This window comes from Thalassotalea coralli, from assembly GCF_055786205.1.
The window spans coordinates 583345-601052 of sequence record NZ_JBVVBK010000001.1; the positions used below are offsets into that span (position 1 = coordinate 583345).

Annotated in this window: 15 protein-coding genes; 8 read left to right on the plus strand and 7 right to left on the minus strand. The window is 40.8% G+C overall.

Annotated features, from left to right (window positions below; all coding sequences use genetic code 11):
* Nucleotides 1-33 precede the first annotated feature (33 nt).
* The gene (gene mutY, locus ACOB80_RS02570; RefSeq protein ID WP_473164233.1) at nt 34-1119 is read right to left on the minus strand and encodes an A/G-specific adenine glycosylase; all 1086 of its coding nucleotides are present in this window, start codon (nt 1117-1119) and stop codon (nt 34-36) included.
* Nucleotides 1120-1225: 106 nt separating this feature from the next.
* Here mutY and ACOB80_RS02575 point away from each other — a divergent pair, with 106 nt between their 5' ends.
* The gene (locus ACOB80_RS02575) at nt 1226-1573 is read left to right on the plus strand and encodes a 50S ribosome-binding protein YggL (protein WP_473164234.1); all 348 of its coding nucleotides are present in this window, start codon (nt 1226-1228) and stop codon (nt 1571-1573) included.
* Nucleotides 1574-1663: 90 nt separating this feature from the next.
* Here the strand turns inward: ACOB80_RS02575 and ACOB80_RS02580 are convergent, their stop codons facing one another.
* Nucleotides 1664-2350 (minus strand): nucleoside-binding protein, encoded by a 687-nt coding sequence (locus tag ACOB80_RS02580; RefSeq protein ID WP_473164235.1) that lies wholly within the window; start codon nt 2348-2350, stop codon nt 1664-1666.
* Between the two features lie 122 nt (nt 2351-2472).
* Between ACOB80_RS02580 and trmB the strand changes: the two genes are divergently transcribed.
* Entirely contained in the window at nt 2473-3198 is a 726-nt protein-coding gene (gene trmB, locus ACOB80_RS02585; RefSeq protein WP_473164236.1) for a tRNA (guanosine(46)-N7)-methyltransferase TrmB, read from the plus strand.
* On the opposite strand, the gene ACOB80_RS02590 is transcribed toward trmB, so the two are convergent.
* Nucleotides 3175-3558, minus strand: coding sequence for a hypothetical protein (locus ACOB80_RS02590; protein ID WP_473164237.1), 384 nt, complete (start codon nt 3556-3558; stop codon nt 3175-3177). The two genes, trmB and ACOB80_RS02590, sit on opposite strands and share 24 nt — an antisense overlap.
* Before the next feature lie 123 nt (nt 3559-3681).
* Here ACOB80_RS02590 and ACOB80_RS02595 point away from each other — a divergent pair, with 123 nt between their 5' ends.
* Nucleotides 3682-4710, plus strand: coding sequence for a S1C family serine protease (locus tag ACOB80_RS02595; protein WP_473164238.1), 1029 nt, complete (start codon nt 3682-3684; stop codon nt 4708-4710).
* Nucleotides 4711-4750: 40 nt separating this feature from the next.
* On the opposite strand, the gene ACOB80_RS02600 is transcribed toward ACOB80_RS02595, so the two are convergent.
* Together ACOB80_RS02600 and ACOB80_RS02605 are read right to left on the minus strand one after the other, a co-directional pair.
* Complete coding sequence (locus ACOB80_RS02600; RefSeq protein WP_473164239.1) at nt 4751-5230, minus strand: methylated-DNA--[protein]-cysteine S-methyltransferase; 480 nt, start codon at nt 5228-5230, stop codon at nt 4751-4753.
* Between the two features lie 14 nt (nt 5231-5244).
* The gene (locus tag ACOB80_RS02605; RefSeq protein ID WP_473164240.1) at nt 5245-6672 is read right to left on the minus strand and encodes a DNA-3-methyladenine glycosylase 2 family protein; all 1428 of its coding nucleotides are present in this window, start codon (nt 6670-6672) and stop codon (nt 5245-5247) included.
* Nucleotides 6673-7032: 360 nt separating this feature from the next.
* Here ACOB80_RS02605 and ACOB80_RS02610 point away from each other — a divergent pair, with 360 nt between their 5' ends.
* From ACOB80_RS02610 to ACOB80_RS02630, 5 genes are all read left to right on the plus strand, one after another.
* Nucleotides 7033-9663, plus strand: coding sequence for a TonB-dependent receptor (locus tag ACOB80_RS02610; protein ID WP_473164241.1), 2631 nt, complete (start codon nt 7033-7035; stop codon nt 9661-9663).
* A gap of 125 nt (nt 9664-9788) precedes the next feature.
* Nucleotides 9789-10829, plus strand: a complete 1041-nt coding sequence (locus ACOB80_RS02615; RefSeq protein WP_473164242.1) for an AraC family transcriptional regulator — start codon at nt 9789-9791, stop codon at nt 10827-10829.
* A 161-nt stretch (nt 10830-10990) separates the two neighbouring features.
* Nucleotides 10991-11626, plus strand: a complete 636-nt coding sequence (locus tag ACOB80_RS02620) for a c-type cytochrome (protein WP_473164243.1) — start codon at nt 10991-10993, stop codon at nt 11624-11626.
* Between the two features lie 8 nt (nt 11627-11634).
* A complete protein-coding gene (locus tag ACOB80_RS02625; protein WP_473164244.1) occupies nt 11635-12915 on the plus strand; it encodes a cytochrome-c peroxidase in 1281 nt (426 codons plus the stop codon).
* Between the two features lies 1 nt (nt 12916).
* Complete coding sequence (locus ACOB80_RS02630; RefSeq protein ID WP_473164245.1) at nt 12917-14434, plus strand: parallel beta-helix domain-containing protein; 1518 nt, start codon at nt 12917-12919, stop codon at nt 14432-14434.
* Between the two features lie 119 nt (nt 14435-14553).
* Here ACOB80_RS02630 and ACOB80_RS02635 read toward each other — a convergent pair whose 3' ends face one another.
* Together ACOB80_RS02635 and ACOB80_RS02640 are read right to left on the minus strand one after the other, a co-directional pair.
* On the minus strand, nt 14554-15888 hold the full coding sequence (locus tag ACOB80_RS02635; protein WP_473164246.1) for a patatin-like phospholipase family protein: 1335 nt from the start codon (nt 15886-15888) through the stop codon (nt 14554-14556).
* 139 nt (nt 15889-16027) lie between these two features.
* Nucleotides 16028-17536 (minus strand): MATE family efflux transporter, encoded by a 1509-nt coding sequence (locus ACOB80_RS02640; RefSeq protein WP_473164247.1) that lies wholly within the window; start codon nt 17534-17536, stop codon nt 16028-16030.
* Nucleotides 17537-17708: the final 172 nt, after the last annotated feature.

Genomic DNA, 17708 nt, shown 5'->3' on the forward strand with positions numbered 1-17708 from the left:
TTATAGCGATATGAGTGAAGCAATGCTCGTGTTTTAGCTAAACATTGCGTGGTCTTTTACAATTTTTAATAGTTTTATTGTTGGCGCTGCAAAACCAAGCTCGGAATTTTCGTGATGAGCTAACCAAGTCACATCTTGCGTTTCTCGTACCTGTGAGCCACTTGTTTTTACAGAGACAATCATAGGGGTAATGTCTAAATGGTAATGGCTAAAGGTGTGTCTGAAAGTCTCTAATTTAGTTGTTGAGTGAACCGTTAAGTTATTCGCTTGAGCTAATTTTTCGATTTCACCTTGCTCACTTGCTTCAGGAAAACACCACAGTCCGCCCCAAATGCCTGAAGGAGGGCGCTTTTCTAACAGAATTTTGTCTTGATGTTGAAAAATAACCATTAAAGTTTGCTTTTCAGGGATGGTTTTCTTTGGTTTTTTCTGTGGAAAGTTCGCTTGTTCAGAGCCTAAGTTAGCTAGGCATGTTTTTTCCAACGGACAAAGTGGGCAGCTTGGCTTTGTTCTAGTGCATACGGTAGCACCTAAATCCATCATGGCTTGATTGAACGCTGAAACTTCTTTAGCTGGCGTAACCGCCTCCGCTATTGGCCAAAGCGCTTTTTCGTATTTAGCTTGCCCGTTATGACCTTCTACCAGTAAGAAGCGAGATAATACGCGCTTTACATTACCATCTAAAATAGGGTGATGTTGCCCTAGAGACAAACTTAATATAGCTCCAGCAGTAGAACGTCCTATGCCTGGAAGGGCAATAACTTGGTCTATATCGGTTGGAAACTCACCTTTGTATTCATCTCTAATTATTTGTGCGGCTTTATGTAGGTTTCTTGCTCTAGCGTAATAGCCTAGCCCTGTCCAATGGTGCAATACGGTATCTTGGTCCGCATTTGCTAAATCAACAACGGTTGGAAAGCTTTCCATAAATCGCTGGTAGTACGGAATAACAGTTGCTACTTGCGTTTGTTGTAGCATGATTTCAGAAATCCAAACGCGATAAGGGGTTTTATTTTGTTGCCAAGGTAAGTGCTTTCGCCCTTGCTCGTGATACCAAGAAACAACTTGTTCACCAAATTGTTTGCACGAGGCTGCAGATAGATGTGTTGTTATATTCATAACGGCGCAGTGTAGCCAATTCATTGAACAAATTCATTAAAATTCTATGGATATTTGCGCTAAAAATCACTATATTGGCGGCGATATTTACTAAGCGAGACTTACTATGAAAGCGCAAGCGAAAAACAGAAATAGACGTCTGAGAAAAAAATTAAGAGTTGATGAGTTTCAGGAGTTAGGTTTTGATGTTGCCTGGAAACTTGAAGATGGTATTGATGGCGACACATTAGATGCGTTTATCGATAAGTTTTTTGCTGAAGCGATTGAGCCTAACGGGCTTGGCTTTGCTGGTGAAGGTGACACTATTTGGCATGGCCTTATTTGTACACAAAAACTAGGAAGCTGTACTGAAGAACATCGTAAAGCAGTAGAAAGCTGGTTAAGCAGTAATGGCGCAACAGCAGTATCTGTAAGCGACTTATACGATATCTGGTGGGCGGGCAACGACGCTTAACCTGCACAAATATTTTATCAAAAAAGCCGGATAACGATTATCGTTATCCGGCTTTTTGTTAATTAGCGTTTATAAGCGAATGCTTCAGTATTAAAAGTGATATTTTACAAGGGCATTAACGTTTCTTTCGTCGACACCGTCTATACCAAATTTGTTATTCCAGTAAACATACTCAATACCAACAAAAAGCTTTGTTTTTAAGTTTAAAGCAGGCGCTAAGTTGTACTTTAACTGAGACGTGAAGTTCATGTGTGTTTCGGTGTCGTCCGTTGAGCTGGCATAATCAATAAAGCCATCGTAATAAAGCGGGCCTACAGGCACACCCCAAGATAAGGTTACTTGAGAGCCGTTATCTATACCGTCATTATTTCTAATGTAGGCGTTTGCTTTGAAAAAATCGAAACCAGGAATTTTAAAATCGGTACCAACGCCGTATAAGTAGTTGGTAAAACCATCGCCAATTTCTACTGTTCCAGCAAAATATAGATTCTCGATAAAGCCGAGTTTTGTGTTTGAAAACTTAATTCTAGGCGACCATTCCGCGTAAGTTTCTGTATCGCCATTATCTGACTCTAATCTATCCATGAAGAAGAAGCTGTCACCCCAATTGTGACCAGAAGCGTATTCAAATGTCGCCACAGTACGTTCGTTATCGCCAACTTGGTAATTATCACCTTTTAGTAAAGTTAAACTAAAATCAGACCATAAGGTGTCTGCGTTTGCAGAAAGCTGCGGCAAAAGTAAACAAGCAGTTAATAATAAAGGGCGTTTTATCATAGTGATGTAAATGGATTAGCTGTAAAAGCTCTATTATAGCATCCTTGATTGAGTTTCCACCCATAAACAAGGATAATACGCGCCCTAAAATGTTATTAATTTTTATCAGTTAAAGAAAAGCTATGAGTGAAAGAACCCATAAAACCATTGAGCAGGCGGAGCAAGAAGGTAAATATATCCGCAAAGTACGCAGCTTTGTTAAACGCGAAGGGCGCTTAACCAAAGGGCAAGCCAAAGCTTTAGAGCTTTACTGGGGAACAATGGGCTTAAATCATACCGATGGCTTAGTTGACTTTACCAAAGTGTTTGGCAACGACAATCCAGTGGTATTAGAAATTGGTTTTGGCATGGGTAAGTCACTTGTTGAAATGGCGAAAAATGCCCCTGAGCTAAATTTTGTTGGTGTTGAAGTGCATCGCCCAGGTGTGGGTGCATGTATCGCGCTAGCAAAAGAAGAAGGCGTAGAAAACTTACGCGTATACGAGCATGATGCAATTGAAATTCTTGCTGATTGTATTCCTTCTGCGAGCTTAACGACGGTTCAGTTATTCTTCCCTGATCCTTGGCATAAGAAAAAGCATCACAAACGTCGCATTGTATCGCCTGAATTCGTGGAAACGATTCGACAAAAATTGAAAGTTGGCGGTGTATTCCATATGGCGACAGACTGGGAAAACTACGCTGAATGTATGTTAGAAGATATGCAGTCGTCAGAAGGCTATAAAAATCTTTCGGAAACGAATGACTATGTTCCTCGCCCAAATAACCGTCCGTTAACTAAATTCGAAGATCGCGGTCACCGCTTAGGGCATGGCGTATGGGATTTACAGTTCTCTAGAATCGACTAGTTCCTCTTCGTTAGAAAATTGATGTAGCCAATGGCCTTGTGTATGAAAAAGGTGTTGGCTATGTCGATATTGACCGTTCTTTTTTAATTGTTCGCTAGAAATTAATTGAAAATTAAGTGCATATTGCAATGTTCTCACTGGGTATTGTGTCCAATAGAATTGCGCTGCCTTTATGTGTTCGTCATTGTTCGGAAAAAGCTCTGAGCGCTCCGTAGTCAGTTTTTCTTCAACATGTTGAAGCACTTTTTTCGACATCTCTTCATTAATAAACCGTTTAAATTGAGTAAATTGCTTGGCACGATATAGCTGCCATATCATCCAAATTAAAAAAGTGATGGCAATAAGGCTAATAATTTCCATGTTTTTCCTATCGAGAAATATGCTAAATTCCAACTTCTTGAAAATTATTTAAGTGTAATAGGCCTGCTCAGTGGCAACCGCTTATAAAATAACTCTACCTTTAAAAAAGGAAAACAAAGTCAGATGTACAAGTTAGCGTTTTTAATTTTTATCTTAATGCTAAATAGCACTAGCGCAATGGCTAATAGTGTAAAGTCTCTATACCAGTCCGTAAACAGTGGCGTCGTTGAATTGCATGTCAGATCACTTGCAGAGCCTAAGCCTGGACAGGTTAATTATAAGGCCACTACTTTCAACTCATTGGGCTCAGGCTCTGTTATTGATGATAAAGGTAGAATTTTAACCGCAGCACATGTGGTTGACAGAGCAACCAAAATAAAAGTTATTTACGCCAATGGTGTAGAAACATCAGGTCACGTGGTTTGGGTTAATCCGTTAATTGATTTAGCCATGATTCAAGCGGCAAAAAAGCCAGAAGAAATTCCAGCATTGCCACTCGCTAAAGCAGGTGATTATCAAATTGGTGACCAAGTTGTCGTTATTGGTGCACCATACGGGATCAGTCACAGTTTGTCGGTAGGTTATTTAAGTGGTATTCGCGATGAAGAGGCAGTAACTGATGGAGGTATAGCGCCACGCTTTTTACAAACAGATGCCGCGATAAATACCGGTAATTCAGGCGGCCCTATGTTTAATGAAAAGGGCGAAATCATCGGTGTAGTGAGTTATATCCTTTCTCAATCAGGCGGGAGCCAAGGATTAGGTTTTGTCGTCTCTATTGATTCTGTTCATGAAGTTATCGAGAGTGATCCAGGCACATTTGCTGGTTTTATTCCTCACCTATTAACAGACCAGGAATCAAAAGCAATAAACAATCCTTATGGTTTTGGTTTACTAATCCAGCAAGTTATTCCTGGTACAGCTGCAGATCATATGGGTTTTCGAGGTGGGCACCTGAATGTGATGATTGGTGAACGACCACTACTTTTAGGTGGTGACATCATTATAAAAATTGCCAATAGGCCTCTAAAAGATCTGAACTCTGTTGTTACTATTATTGATCGTTTGAGAGAATACGAACGCGGAGACAAAGTCGAAGTATTCTTTATTCGAGAAGGCGAAGAAAAACGCGTAATGTGGGAAATAGAATAGTTTGTTTCTGCAGAGAGTTATTACCTAGCAGAGTTTATTCCTAAATAAACTCTGCGCCTTCATGAGTTAGTAGTTTCGCCTTTAATGCTAACCCTCCTGCGTATCCGGTAAGCTTACCATTACTTCCTATCACTCTATGGCAAGGTACAATTAAGGCAATAGGATTTTTTCCATTAGCTAAACCTACAGCCCTTACCGCTTTAGGGTTTTTAATTTTTGTTGCTAGCGAACCATAACTGGTTGTTGTACCACATTCGATTTCCGTAAGAGCTTGCCAAACTTGTTGTTGAAACGCAGTGCCACCTGCATCTAATGGAATGTCAAAAGCTGTTCTTTGTTTATTGAAATACTCGTTCAATTGCATCACGGTTTTTTCAATAACGGTATTTATATTATCAGGGCAACTAAAGTCATCATCAACGAAAGTTAAGGAAGTTAACCCTTGTTCAGATGAAGTCAGGTGAATCTTACCAAAAGGCGAATTAATCACTGTTTGATAGTAAATTGAAGTGTTTTTCATGTGCAATCTCTTTGTTATTTGGTCTTTGAATACCACAAATGCATGGTGGCATATGCTCGCCATGGCTGCCACGGCAAAGACATGGCTTCAATAACTTTTGGGGTTAACCGTTTTTCTTCGTTTGATAACGCTTTAATAACCCCTAAGTCCGCAGCTGGAAACGCATCAGGGTCACTTAAGCCACGCATTGCTAAATAGTTAACTGTCCACGGGCCAATGCCTTTTATCTGGCATAAGTCATTTTGCAGCTCTATTAGTGTTCTATTGGTATTAAAATAGTCGGGATGATTAACCCAAAAATCGACCCAATTTTGTAAGGTGCTAATACGCGAGCCTGTTAACCCTAGCCCTTCAAAGGATTGTTGGTGTAGCTTCTCTGGTGACGGAAAGCTATAACTCATTTCTTCGGGTAATGATGTATCTTGCGCGCCGTATTTTTCAACGATACGACGAGCGAGCGTCGTTGCCGCCTTAACCGAAACTTGCTGACCCAAAATGGCACGAATAGAAAACTCAAACGTATCCCAGCTTCCAGGTAATCGTAATCCTGGGTTGTTATTGATAGCTTTTGCTAATATTGGGTGTTTGCTTAAATTTTCGTGAATAATCGCCATGTCCGCATCTAAATCAAACATACGTCGAACACGCAAAATTACTTGGTTTAAATGTCGATAATCAGACAAATATACCTCAAGGTTTAGTGCCGATTTATTTTCGTCATGAGTAACTTTAAGCCAGCCAGTACAATTGTCGATATGAACGCTGCGTTGGTAGCTTGTATCGGTAACTTTTTCTAAGCCACTAATTTGTCGGGTTTGGAAAAAAGACAGCATTAATGGCCAATCAAGAGGGGGTCGATAACTTAAACTGATTTTAATGCTTGGTGTATCCGCTAGTGCTTTGCCTTTTCTTAGATCTTTAGGTGTACTGCCATAGTTAGATTTTATTGCTTCATTAAATCGCCTAACACTGTTAAAGCCACTGGCGTAGCAAACGTCGGTAAAAGGTAAGTTCGTGGTAGTAATGAGCTTTCTTGCTTGGAGTAGCCTTTGTTGCTGAAAATACGCCTTTGGGGAGACACCAAAGTGCTGCAAAAACTTCCGTTGTAGCTGACGCGGGCCAATGTTTAACATATTTGCTAAATCATCTAGTGATTGCAGGCTGGCATCGAAGCGACCCAGCGCAGATCTCAGGTCTACAGGCAGGCTTTTATTCGCTGCGCGCTCGGGGAAACAACGTTTGCATGGAGCAAATCCTGCTAATTGCGCTTGCTCTGCACTTAAATAGTACTGAACATTTTCAGGTTTTGGTGGCCGTGCAGGGCAAACAGGTCGGCAGAAAATACCCGTGGTTAGAACTGCGGTAAAAAATTTTCCGTCAAATCTAGCGTCTCTGCTTAACCTTGCTTGTTCGCATACCGCGACATCTAATTCTTGATTCATAACGGTCATTATACCTATGTGATTTGCAAATTAGCATAACGAATTTGTCGAGAAAAACTGGCGAAATTACGACATGAATGTAAAAAAATACACAGGTTTTCAACTTGTTCATCTGCAAGGTGGTTAAAGCTTCACTAGGTGTAGTTAGCGAAAAATAAACGCTATTTAAGGAATTGCTCAGTGAATTTTAAGATTTCGTCAGTGTTTTTTTAGCTTTTAACAAGCTTTTGTTGTGGTGGACACCTATAGTGATTTTGATAATAAAAAAAACGAAGCTATCGATAACGCGTTTGACGCTATTGAAAAGTTATCGGAAAGATAAAAATTATAAATAATCGGTTCAATAAGGGGAGAGAGAGTATGGCAAATCGCTATTTGCTCGAACGAGTGTTAAAGAGTAGAGCAACTCACACAAATCATTTCACCACCAAGAAAAGTCCACTAGCCCAAGCCATTATTACCTCTTTGATATTTTCAGCACCAGCTGCGTTTGCCGAAGAGACAAAAGCAACTGAAAGTGAAATTGAAGTCATTACAGTTACCGCGCAAAAACGTGTTCAGAATATCTTAAAAGTGCCGGTGACTGTTGGCACGGTAGGTGAAGACCTTATTGAAGAGTCTGGTTCAGTTAATTTGAGTGATATCGATAAATTTATTCCGGGCTTTGATTTTAGCGATGGCAATATGACCCAAGCAGGCATAACCATGCGCGGCATCTCTAGCCCCAATATCAGCGTAGGTGGTGACCCTTCTTCTGCAACTTTTTATGATGATGTATATATGCCGCGCGCTGCACAAAATGTCCTGTTTTCTGATATGGAGCGCATCGAAGTTTTAAAGGGTCCACAAGGGACCTTGTTTGGTCGAAATGCCGCAATGGGCGTTGTAAATATGGTACCTAAGTCTCCGCATGAAGACTTTGAGGGTTTCATTAAAGCGACAATCGGCACGGATAATCTACAAAAATATGAAGGCATGGTTAACTTGCCGCTATCAGATTCTATTTATATGCGAGCTAACTTTTTAACGAATGCGCAAGACGGTATCGTTGAAAATGTGGCGTCACCTGAGTGGAATCAAAACAATAAAATTTGGGACCTCGGAGAGCGCGGCCATAACGCTGCGCGCGTATCACTATTGTGGGATATTAGTGAAGCTACTCAGTTTCAGCTCGCATACGATTGGGATGATTTAGAGCAAGGCCCGCCAATGGCTGTTGGTGTAAGTGAGTACGCTTATAATCAAGGAAAAACGCCTTTTAATTCAAAGGCGGAAAATGATGTTAGGCAAGGTGTCGAAGCACGCGATATGTATGGCGTTACGGCGAAGCTCTTCCATGACTTTGATCAACATTGGTCAATGAAATACGTTCTCGCCTATCGTGATTGGGAAACTGAAAATCGCCAAGATGAAGATGGTACTGCGGATATTACGCGTTATTTCGACACATCCAATAATGAAGATTCAGACATTCTATATACAGAGCTACAGATTAATTATTTAACGGACAAAATTAATGCGGTTGCCGGCTTTTCTTATTCAAAGGAAAAAGTGAAGCAAACCAGTGAGTTGAATATGACGGCTGATACCGCAGCGCGTCTGGTCACTGGCGAAGTAAACAACTTTATTTATGGTGGTGTAGCTGAGCAGGTTGCTGCCATGATCGGTGGTAATACCGATGCTCATGCTGAAGCTGCATTTGGCTCTGGTGTTACGTTTGACGGCGCTGTAGATACGTTTTACGAATTAAACGGCTTTCCAATGACCCATATTTGGGATGCAAATGAATGGGCTGGAGCATTAAATGCCTTAGGTTTTGCAGATGACATCATGGCAGGAATTGGCATGCCTGGTGTGCCGCTAACACCTGAAATTGTTACCATGACTGGCGATGTTACTTACGATATCGTCGCGAGCCAGCTTGGCTTTCCAGAGATATTTGGCCCTAGTTTTACCGGTCAGTTTTGGGAAGAAAGCGTGAATAACACAGGTGATTTTACCAACTGGGGTATTTTTGCCGATGTAGATTATAAGATTGATGATAAATGGAACATTATCGGCGGCTTACGTTATTCAAAAGATGAAAAAGATTTTACCTGGTTTATTCCTGAAACATCATTTGCTGCTGTGCGACCGGGCGTTGGTAATCTCCTATTCCCGCAAGTAAATATGGCGGCCTCTGATACTTGGGATAAGGTAACCGGGCGCTTAGTTACCAGTTACCAAGTGGATGACGATCAAATGTTGTTTGCTTCGTTTTCGACAGGGTACAAATCGGGTGGTTTCGACTCCCTTACGCCAAGTATGCAATCTTTCGAGCCGGAAGATACCACTAACTATGAAATTGGCTATAAAGCGGTTTTATGGGGAGAATTGGTTGCTAATGTAAGTGCTTACTATCTAGAGCTGGATAACCTTCAAAGGTCTGTCGATTCAAAACCGCCAGGCTCTCCACAGGCCGTTCCTACAATTATTAATGAAGATCGTGAAATTACTGGCATCGAAATTGATTTGCGTTGGTTGGCAACAGATTCACTTGAGTTCCATGTATTAACAGAAATTCGCTCAACTGATAATTACTCTCCAGAATTTTATAATGGTGAGGGTGAGCTTATCGAAGCAACAAAAACGTCGACAAATGCTGAGAAGAATATGACATTTACCTTGAACTGGATGCCAGAGGTATCTGTGGGTCAAGCAAATGTTCATATAGATTACGTGTTTAGAGAGAACACTAATCGCGATCAACCAGGCTTAGAAGATTATAAGCTAGCAGTTGATGAATACTTTGAAGATCATGAGCTTTTAAATGCCCGTATTTCTTGGACAGATGATAACGATGTTTACGAAATAGGTCTTTGGGGACGAAACTTGTTAGATAACCGCTATATGCTGAGCATTGGCGGGTTAACTGCTGACGTGCTAGGTACTCCACAAGGAAGGATTAATCGAGGACTTGAAGCGGGTATTGATTTTAAATTTGCTTTTTAAATCAGTTAACTTTTAAAAAACTAAGCCAGGATAATTCCTGGCTTTTTTATCTTTGAAAGCAGCTTTCTTTTTAAAATCAGAGTGTTTAGACTGAGTTACTGCTTCTATATAATGATAACAATCAAATGACAGAGCTATTTTTCCATTTTTCCTTTTCTCAAATGTTGCTGTGTGCCTTGCTATTAATCCCTGCGGCAAAGGACGATTTTTCTGTAAAGGTATTTATCGCCTTAATGTATTCAGCTTGTTTTTATCTAATCAGTGAATTGGTTTCTCCAATCGCAAATTATTCTGTACTTTGGTGGTTAGGCCACATAGGTGGTAACGCTTTACCTGGGTTATTTTGGCTCGTATGTTTGAGTGTTTTTGGTGATAGTAAGGTGATTAAAAAGAAACACTTAGCTATTGCATCATTAACGCTAATTATTCCTACTGTGATTGAAGCACTAAGGCTAGTGGTTGGTGCTGAGCAACTTTTTGCATTCGATATATACATAAAAAATGCTAGCTTGATGTTAGAGTTAGGCTTGATCGGTCATGGTTTATATATTGCGGCCAAGCAATGGCGCGATGATTTAGTGCAGAATCGCCGATATATGCGCGGTGGGGTAATCTCATTTGCGGCCGTTTATATTATGTTGGTTATCGTTACTGAGCAGTTACTTAACATTACAGGTGGTTGGATTGACCTTGTCGAAAGTGCTTGTCTTGCGGCATTAATGTTGACCATTAACTTACTGTTATTCAAAGTAAAACCTGATTCATTGTTCTCGTTGTCATCCAGCGTTAAAATTAATGAGCCTTCGATAGAACAAAATTCTCCAGAACTGGCAAAAGTTTTGGCGTCAATGGAACAAGAGAAACTGTATCAACAAGATGGCATGACAATCGCGGCACTTGCGAAGCATTTAGCGATTCATGAGTATAAACTTCGAAACTTGATCAACGGTGAATTAAACTATCGAAACTTCAACGATTTTCTTAACCATTACCGCATCAAAGAAGTCAGCGAGTCACTGATTAAAGTTGAATTTAAATCAACGCCTGTTTTGACCTTGGCTCTTGAAAGTGGTTTTAGAAGTTTAAGTTCTTTTAATAAAGCATTTAAAACAATTCACGGTATTACACCAACAGAATTTCGTAAAAAACACCTAAGTGAAATCTAAAATTAAGAAAACAACTGATTTGTAACTAACTGAAAGTTAATCAATTCGTAGAGAAAAGCTGACGTATTTTTAGAATGCGTCAGCTTTTTTTTATTATTCGTCAGCATCCTTCAATGTTGCCATTTATAGTCAATACATCGACCTATTATTTTGGTGAGTAAATGAAGTTCTCTGTGCCTATTAAACGAATCGCTACTATTACAACGCTAATCGCGACCTCGCTATTAGTGGTAGGACAATCTCAAGCCACTCAAACCCCGCCCAAAGCATTTAAACAGTGTATCGCCTGTCATGGAATAAAAGGGCAGGGTAATGCAGCAGTAAAATCTCCTGCTATTGCTGGGCAATCTAAGGTGTACGTTACTCGCCAACTAGAACACTTTGCTAAAGGCGTTCGAGGAAGCCATTCAAAAGATATTTTAGGCATGCAAATGAATGCTTTTGCTAAGAATTTATCTGAGAGTGACATAAAAGAGTTAGCTGACTATATATCGAAGCTAGAACCTGTATTTATCAATAATAATCTCAATGGTGATATGAAAAATGGCAGTCGCTATTACCAAGCAAAATGCGGTGCATGTCATGGTGGTAAAGCTGAAGGAAACCCTAGTTTTAATGCTCCTAGATTGGCAGGTCAAAATAACGATTATTTGCTACGCCAAATGAAAAATTTTACCGCTGGAATTCGCGGTGCTGATGCGCAAGACACATTTGGTAAACAGATGGCAATGATGGCTAAAACAGTTAATGAACAAGAACTTGCCGACATCTTATTTTATATCAGTAAACAACAGTAAGAATGTATATGAGAGCCATTAATCTATTCACTGCATTGTTACTGATGTTGTCAGCTAACTTTGCCATCCATTCGCAATCTTTTAGTGTAGAAACAAGTCTGGGCGAGAAAGGCTTCTCTTTGGCAAAAAATTGCCCTGCTAGTTTTGAACTGACAGAAGCGGGTGTTTGCCGCTTAGTCAATTTGTATCAATTTTACGATTCGGTGCAAGGTCGAGGTGTTGGCGGTACGCAAACTGCTTTACCAGCTCACAAGGATGGTTATACACCAGCGGAAATAGATCTAGGTCGCTATTTGTTTTTTGATCCGGCACTTTCGGCTGATGGCAGCCTTTCTTGCGCGAGTTGTCATCAACCTGATAAAGGCTTTAGTGACGACTTAGATAGAAGTATTGGCATTACGGGTGAAAAGGTTGCTCGTTCAGCTCCTACACTTTGGAACGTGGCGTTCTTAGACAAGTTCTTTTGGGATGCCAGAGCCAATACGTTAGAAGAGCAAGCAATAGGGCCATTATTTGACCCTAAAGAAATGGGCAATACACCGGAAAAGCTTTTATATAGTTTGAACAGCAACATTATTTACCAACAACTATTTAAAAAAGCCTTTCCTAATTCAACTGACATAAACTTATCACAAGTGGCTAAAGCACTAGCGGCATTTCAGAGTTCACTTATTTCACTTAACAGTCGGTATGACCGATATGCCCATGGTGCTCATCATGTACTAACTGAGCGAGAAATCGCTGGTATGAATGTATTTCGCTCTTTTGTGGCACGTTGTGCAGAATGCCATCAACCGCCTCTTTTCACGAATAACCAAATAGCCGTTATCGGTACACCTGAGCCAGATGGTTTGCCAAGAGATATTGGTGCACAAAAAACCTTTAATGCAGAAAAGTTACGTGGTGGCTTTAAAGTGCCAACCTTAAGAAATATCGCCAAAACAGCGCCCTACATGCACTCAGGAAAATTTGAAAACCTATTTGATACCGTTGAGTTTTATACCAAAGGACGAGGACATGCCGTACCCGAAGGCGAGAAGATGCAACTGCATTGGCATATTTGGGAGCCAAATTTAACCAAGGAAGAAATTCAACTGATAGTGGAATTTTTAGGTACGTTAACTGACGAGAGTTTAACACCTGAAATTCCGAAATCGGTTCCATCCGGATTACCTGTTGTCGACAGCAAATATCAGATAAGACAACAGCAATTGGAAACGCAACAACACGTATTACAAAAACAACAACATTTACAATTCCATCAACAGGCAAGTGGGAACGGGGAATAATATGAGCTCTAAAAAAACAGTGACGATAGCTATTGCTATTGGCGCCTTTGCATTTGGCATGTACTTAGGTAGCGGAAATCAATCTGCGCCAACTATTACCAGTAGCAGTGAAGGGGCAAGCTATAGTGGCGGTTATAACAAAGCTGATGATCAGCAAACAGTGTCAGGCAAAAGCGCGGTAGTTAAGCGCACCGTTGAAGGAAAAGTCCATGTTATTGAGCAAGGCGACTCTATCATGGCGGCAGTTAAAGCTGCAAACCCGGGTGACACGATTCAGATAATGCCAGGAACTTACCACGAGACTGTATATATAGATAAAGACGATATTCGTATTCGCGGTGTCATCCAAGAAGGTAAGCGAGCGACATTAGATGGACAAGGCACATTGAACGATGCCATTTTGTATTCAGGTAATAACATTGTTGTTGAAAACTTACTTATTACTAAATACAAAGGCAATGCCATTATGGGGCAAGCAGGAAACAACTTTGAGATTCGTAACAACATCATTGTAGATACCGGTGTTTATGGTATTTTTCCTCAATTAGGTAAGAACGGTATTGTTGAGCACAACATTATTTCTGGTATCGAAGATGCGGCGATTTATGTGGGGATGAGCGACAATATCCACGTTGCCCACAACGAAGTTTTTGATAGTGTCGCCGGTATCGAAATAGAAAATTCTCGCCATGCGATTGTTGAGAATAACTATGTTCACAATAACACTGGCGGTATCCTAGCTTTCATCACTCCAGGTTTGCCCATAAAAACCACTTATGACGTTATTCTTAGAAATAACTTCGTTGTTAATAACAATACGGCTAACTTTGGTGCGCCAGGATCTACAGTAGCAGGTATTCCAGCGGGTACGGGTATCTTGATTATGGCAGCGGATGAAGTCATTGTTGAAGGTAACATCATTACGGGCAATAAAACAGCTGGTATAATTATCACCGACCACCAAAATGCGCCAAATACCACGATTGATCCTGAATCTGATCCTGCGCCAGACAAAGTCATGATTTTAGATAACCTTATGGATAATAATGGCTACGATACAATTGATGAAGCCAAGGCGTTAATGCTGACAGAGTTTAAGCAAGGTAATCCAGACATTATTCGGGTTGGTACTAGCCGTGACAGTTGTATTATCAATCGCCACCGTTATGTTACCGTTGGGGTTTCAGACTGGAAAGAGTGTGGTTTTACTAATACGGCTTCAATTGATAGTTACATTCTCGATGAACCAGTACCTGCTCGTGTGATTGACCCTTCTGAGCGAGGAAAGGTTGTTTATATGGGCATTTGTGCCGGCTGTCATACTTATACTGGTCGCATGATTGGTCCGCCAGTTCAAATAATCCAAGCGTTATATATGGATAACCCGCAAGGGCTTGCTGACTGGATTGCTAAGCCAACCAAAAAGCGTGATGACTATCCTGAAATGCCACCACAAGATTATTTAGATGAAGAAACTCGTTTAGCGGTAGCCAAACATCTACTGAGTAGAACCAATTAAGTAACAGGATAAGAAAGGTTAATCCTTAAAAAACAGGCACTATTTAGTGCCTGTTTTAGATTTCGCGCTTTAAGTTAGCATTTTCTATTCTGTACTCATGTTTCTGTATATTTATTGCTTCAACGCATTTGCTGATATTCTTGCCAATCGAAGCGTCTCGCAAAGTTCAACGCCGCTATTACACCGTCCTCAAATAGTTGTTTTTTGTGCGTAGGCGACATGTCAAAATCTAGCCAAGAGATGCCTTTTCTTATGGGAACTTCTTCAACTAATGCACGATATTCTTGGTAGTATTTGTCTGTGTATCTGTTGTCGAGTGCTCTGCGGGCGCTGCCAACAATGCCACCTAAAAAAGCCCCGAGACTATCGACTTCTGAAAAGCGATAGTCGACCTCTAACTTGACACCGAAGGTAGGTAATCTAGGTTTATTAGGAGGAGGTGAATGCAATACGTCAAAAGGAAAGTTTGAAATTAACCCGCCGTCGACAAAATGCACTTTACTCGGAGGCTTTCCACTAGGTAACTCTTCTTTGCCAAACTTTCTATAGGTTTGCCAATCGGCAAGGTCTTGAGATGGCTCCGAGGCAACTAAAGGCGTAAAGAAAAACGGTATCGCCATCGAAGCACGCGCAAACTTAGCGACAGATGTTTCATCACCTTTATTAAAATACAAAGGCGCGTCCTGTGGGAAAATAGCGCGACTAGAGGTGGTAATGTCTGAAGCGATAACTTTCAACTCTGCACCTAAATCATTTGATGAAATAGGAATTAACTCTGTACCGTCCCAAAATGAAAATTCAGGCAAGTCATTTAATCGCTGCTTTAACAAACCAACGGTATGAGCTTGCTCATTATAAAGAATATCAGCTAACCAGTTTTCAAATGCATTTCCACTATTTAAACCAAAATGGCCTTTAACATTACCAAAAAGTGACTTGATATCGTCCAGTTTTTTATAAGCCATCCATGCTTTACCGAACATACCTTTATCTTGCCACTGTTGTGTCAATGAACCATTGAGTGCGCCATTTACATATTCTTGAACAAGAGGTTTTCTAGCGCCTGACTCGATGCCATCGACGAAGTCGAAGAATACAGTATCGGCCATAATATTGAGCAGTTTTTTACTCTTGGTGCCATCTTTTGAGGGATTAACACTTGCTTGCAAAACAGCGTTAATAGCACCTGCTGAAGTCCCTGCCACGGATCTAAATCGAATCCCCAAGGCTTCCAAGGCATACGTGTAACCAACTAATGCAATGCCAAGCATGCCGCCACCTTCGAAAACGATATCGACATATTGGTGGTTTGTCTCAGAATCAACAATCGAGGAAAAGCCATAATTGTCGCGTTTATCGTCAAGTTCAGGGTAGGTACTTCTAGCTTGCTCTATTCGGGCATCGGCAACTGCAATTGCGTGCTCAACCCAATTTTCATCGTTTAATACGGACATATCACATCCTTATGAGTAGGGGAGTTCGGTACAACTCAGTAAAATTTATAGTAGATTATTTAACCAGTGCTTTGCAACTTAGCTTAGTTCATATTGAAGAGGCCGCTTCCATGGCGAAAGCGGCCATACGTGAATTACCTTAAACGGTTTGTTGTTTCCACGCTCCTTTTTTAAAGAGATACCAACCGACGATTGCAAATAACCCTTGCGAAATGGTGATTGAAATAAACACGCCATTTGGTCCTAATGCGATTAGCTTAGCTAAGCTATAGGCAAGTGGTATCTGTACTAACCAATAACACAGGAAGTTTACTTTCGTTGGTGTCATGGTATCTCCCGCGCCATTAAATGCTTGTACTAAAATCATACCTAATGCAAAAAAGGCATTTCCGTAACTAATGAGCTGCAAACAATCAGCACCGTAGGCAATTACAGCAGGGTTTTGAGTAAACAATCCCACTATTTGTTCAGGTATAAGTAAAAATACAATGGCTACCGCAACTAAATAAAATACGTTGTATTTGGCAACTCGCCTTACCGACATTTCCGCACGCTCAGGCTGCTGTGCACCTAGATTTTGGCCCACTAAAGTGGCTACCGCATTACTTAACCCCCACGCTGGTAATATGACAAACATGATGAGTCGGATGGCAATGGTATAGCCTGCTACAGCATCATTTCCATATGTAGATACGATTCGCACTAGTGCAATCCAGCTAGCGGTTGCAATAATAAACTGAATGACTCCCCAAAAAGATACTTTTAGTAGTTTTACACAAACCTCTATGTGGAGGGCCAAATGTTTTAACGCCACTTGGACACGGCCATTCATTCCGAACAAATAGTAAAGTTGAAAAAGTACACCGACACCTCGGCCGATATTTGTGGCAACCGCAGCACCGGTTAGTCCCATTTCTGGAAATGGACCGATGCCGTATATCAACATAGGATCAAGAACAATGTTAATACCGTTTGCTATCCATAATGACTTCATGGCTATTGATGCGTCACCAGCACCTCGAAAAATAGCGTTTATTAGAAATAGGTACAGGATGGTAATTGAACCGCCAAGCATAATACTCGTGTAGCTTTTGCCTTGTTCAATTAGTGCTTGGTCTCCGCCCATTAATGCTAGAATGTCTTCCGCAAAATTAAGACCAACAAAGCCTACCAGTAGAGCGACTAACATGCCGATCCATAGGGTTTGACCTGCAACTTCATTGGCCTTTTCAATGTCCTTTTCGCCATATCTGCGGGCTATCGTCGCCGTAACCGCCATACTCAGGCCAATAGCCAAAGCATATAAAAGAGTAAGCACGGCTTCAGTTAAGCCAACAACGGCAACTGCGGTTGCACCTAAACCTGAGACGAAAAAAATATCGGTAATCGCAAATACCGATTCCATTAGCATTTCTAGTACCATAGGTACGGCGAGCATAAAGGCTGCGATTCCGATAGAGCCTGTAGTAAAGTCCTTTTGTTCACCACGTAAAGCACGGCGAAAAAGTTGGAAAAATCCGATTTTTTCCTCTGTTGTATTTTCTTGCATAAGTTGTTCTTGTTTAGTTTCTGTTTGTGTTTCAGTTGAATTCGTTAGTTTTTCTATATTTTCGTTATTCGAAACGTTTGTTGTTTTTGATGTCGTCACAATAAATACCTTGTGTGAACTGCTAAGCTAGCAGGAAAACAGGTGCCAACCAGCAAAGGTCGACAGACAAGTGTTACATCAGCGATTGCGAATTTTTTGCGAACGGCACAGCTTTAAAGCATTTGCCAAACGCTAAAGTGTTAAAAAAAGTATTTTTGCAATGCTTAAGTGT

Coding starts and splice junctions, on each gene's coding strand:
- ACOB80_RS02600 (WP_473164239.1), bottom strand. CDS start 5,230: ATGAAAAACACTTCAATTTACTATCAAACAGTGATTAATTCGCCTTTT.
- ACOB80_RS02625 (WP_473164244.1), top strand. CDS start 11,635: ATGAGAGCCATTAATCTATTCACTGCATTGTTACTGATGTTGTCAGCT.
- ACOB80_RS02620 (WP_473164243.1), top strand. CDS start 10,991: ATGAAGTTCTCTGTGCCTATTAAACGAATCGCTACTATTACAACGCTA.
- ACOB80_RS02595 (WP_473164238.1), top strand. CDS start 3,682: ATGTACAAGTTAGCGTTTTTAATTTTTATCTTAATGCTAAATAGCACT.
- ACOB80_RS02610 (WP_473164241.1), top strand. CDS start 7,033: ATGGCAAATCGCTATTTGCTCGAACGAGTGTTAAAGAGTAGAGCAACT.
- ACOB80_RS02630 (WP_473164245.1), top strand. CDS start 12,917: ATGAGCTCTAAAAAAACAGTGACGATAGCTATTGCTATTGGCGCCTTT.
- ACOB80_RS02575 (WP_473164234.1), top strand. CDS start 1,226: ATGAAAGCGCAAGCGAAAAACAGAAATAGACGTCTGAGAAAAAAATTA.
- ACOB80_RS02580 (WP_473164235.1), bottom strand. CDS start 2,350: ATGATAAAACGCCCTTTATTATTAACTGCTTGTTTACTTTTGCCGCAG.
- ACOB80_RS02590 (WP_473164237.1), bottom strand. CDS start 3,558: ATGGAAATTATTAGCCTTATTGCCATCACTTTTTTAATTTGGATGATA.
- ACOB80_RS02605 (WP_473164240.1), bottom strand. CDS start 6,672: ATGAATCAAGAATTAGATGTCGCGGTATGCGAACAAGCAAGGTTAAGC.
- ACOB80_RS02635 (WP_473164246.1), bottom strand. CDS start 15,888: ATGTCCGTATTAAACGATGAAAATTGGGTTGAGCACGCAATTGCAGTT.
- trmB (WP_473164236.1), top strand. CDS start 2,473: ATGAGTGAAAGAACCCATAAAACCATTGAGCAGGCGGAGCAAGAAGGT.
- ACOB80_RS02615 (WP_473164242.1), top strand. CDS start 9,789: ATGACAGAGCTATTTTTCCATTTTTCCTTTTCTCAAATGTTGCTGTGT.
- mutY (WP_473164233.1), bottom strand. CDS start 1,119: ATGAATATAACAACACATCTATCTGCAGCCTCGTGCAAACAATTTGGT.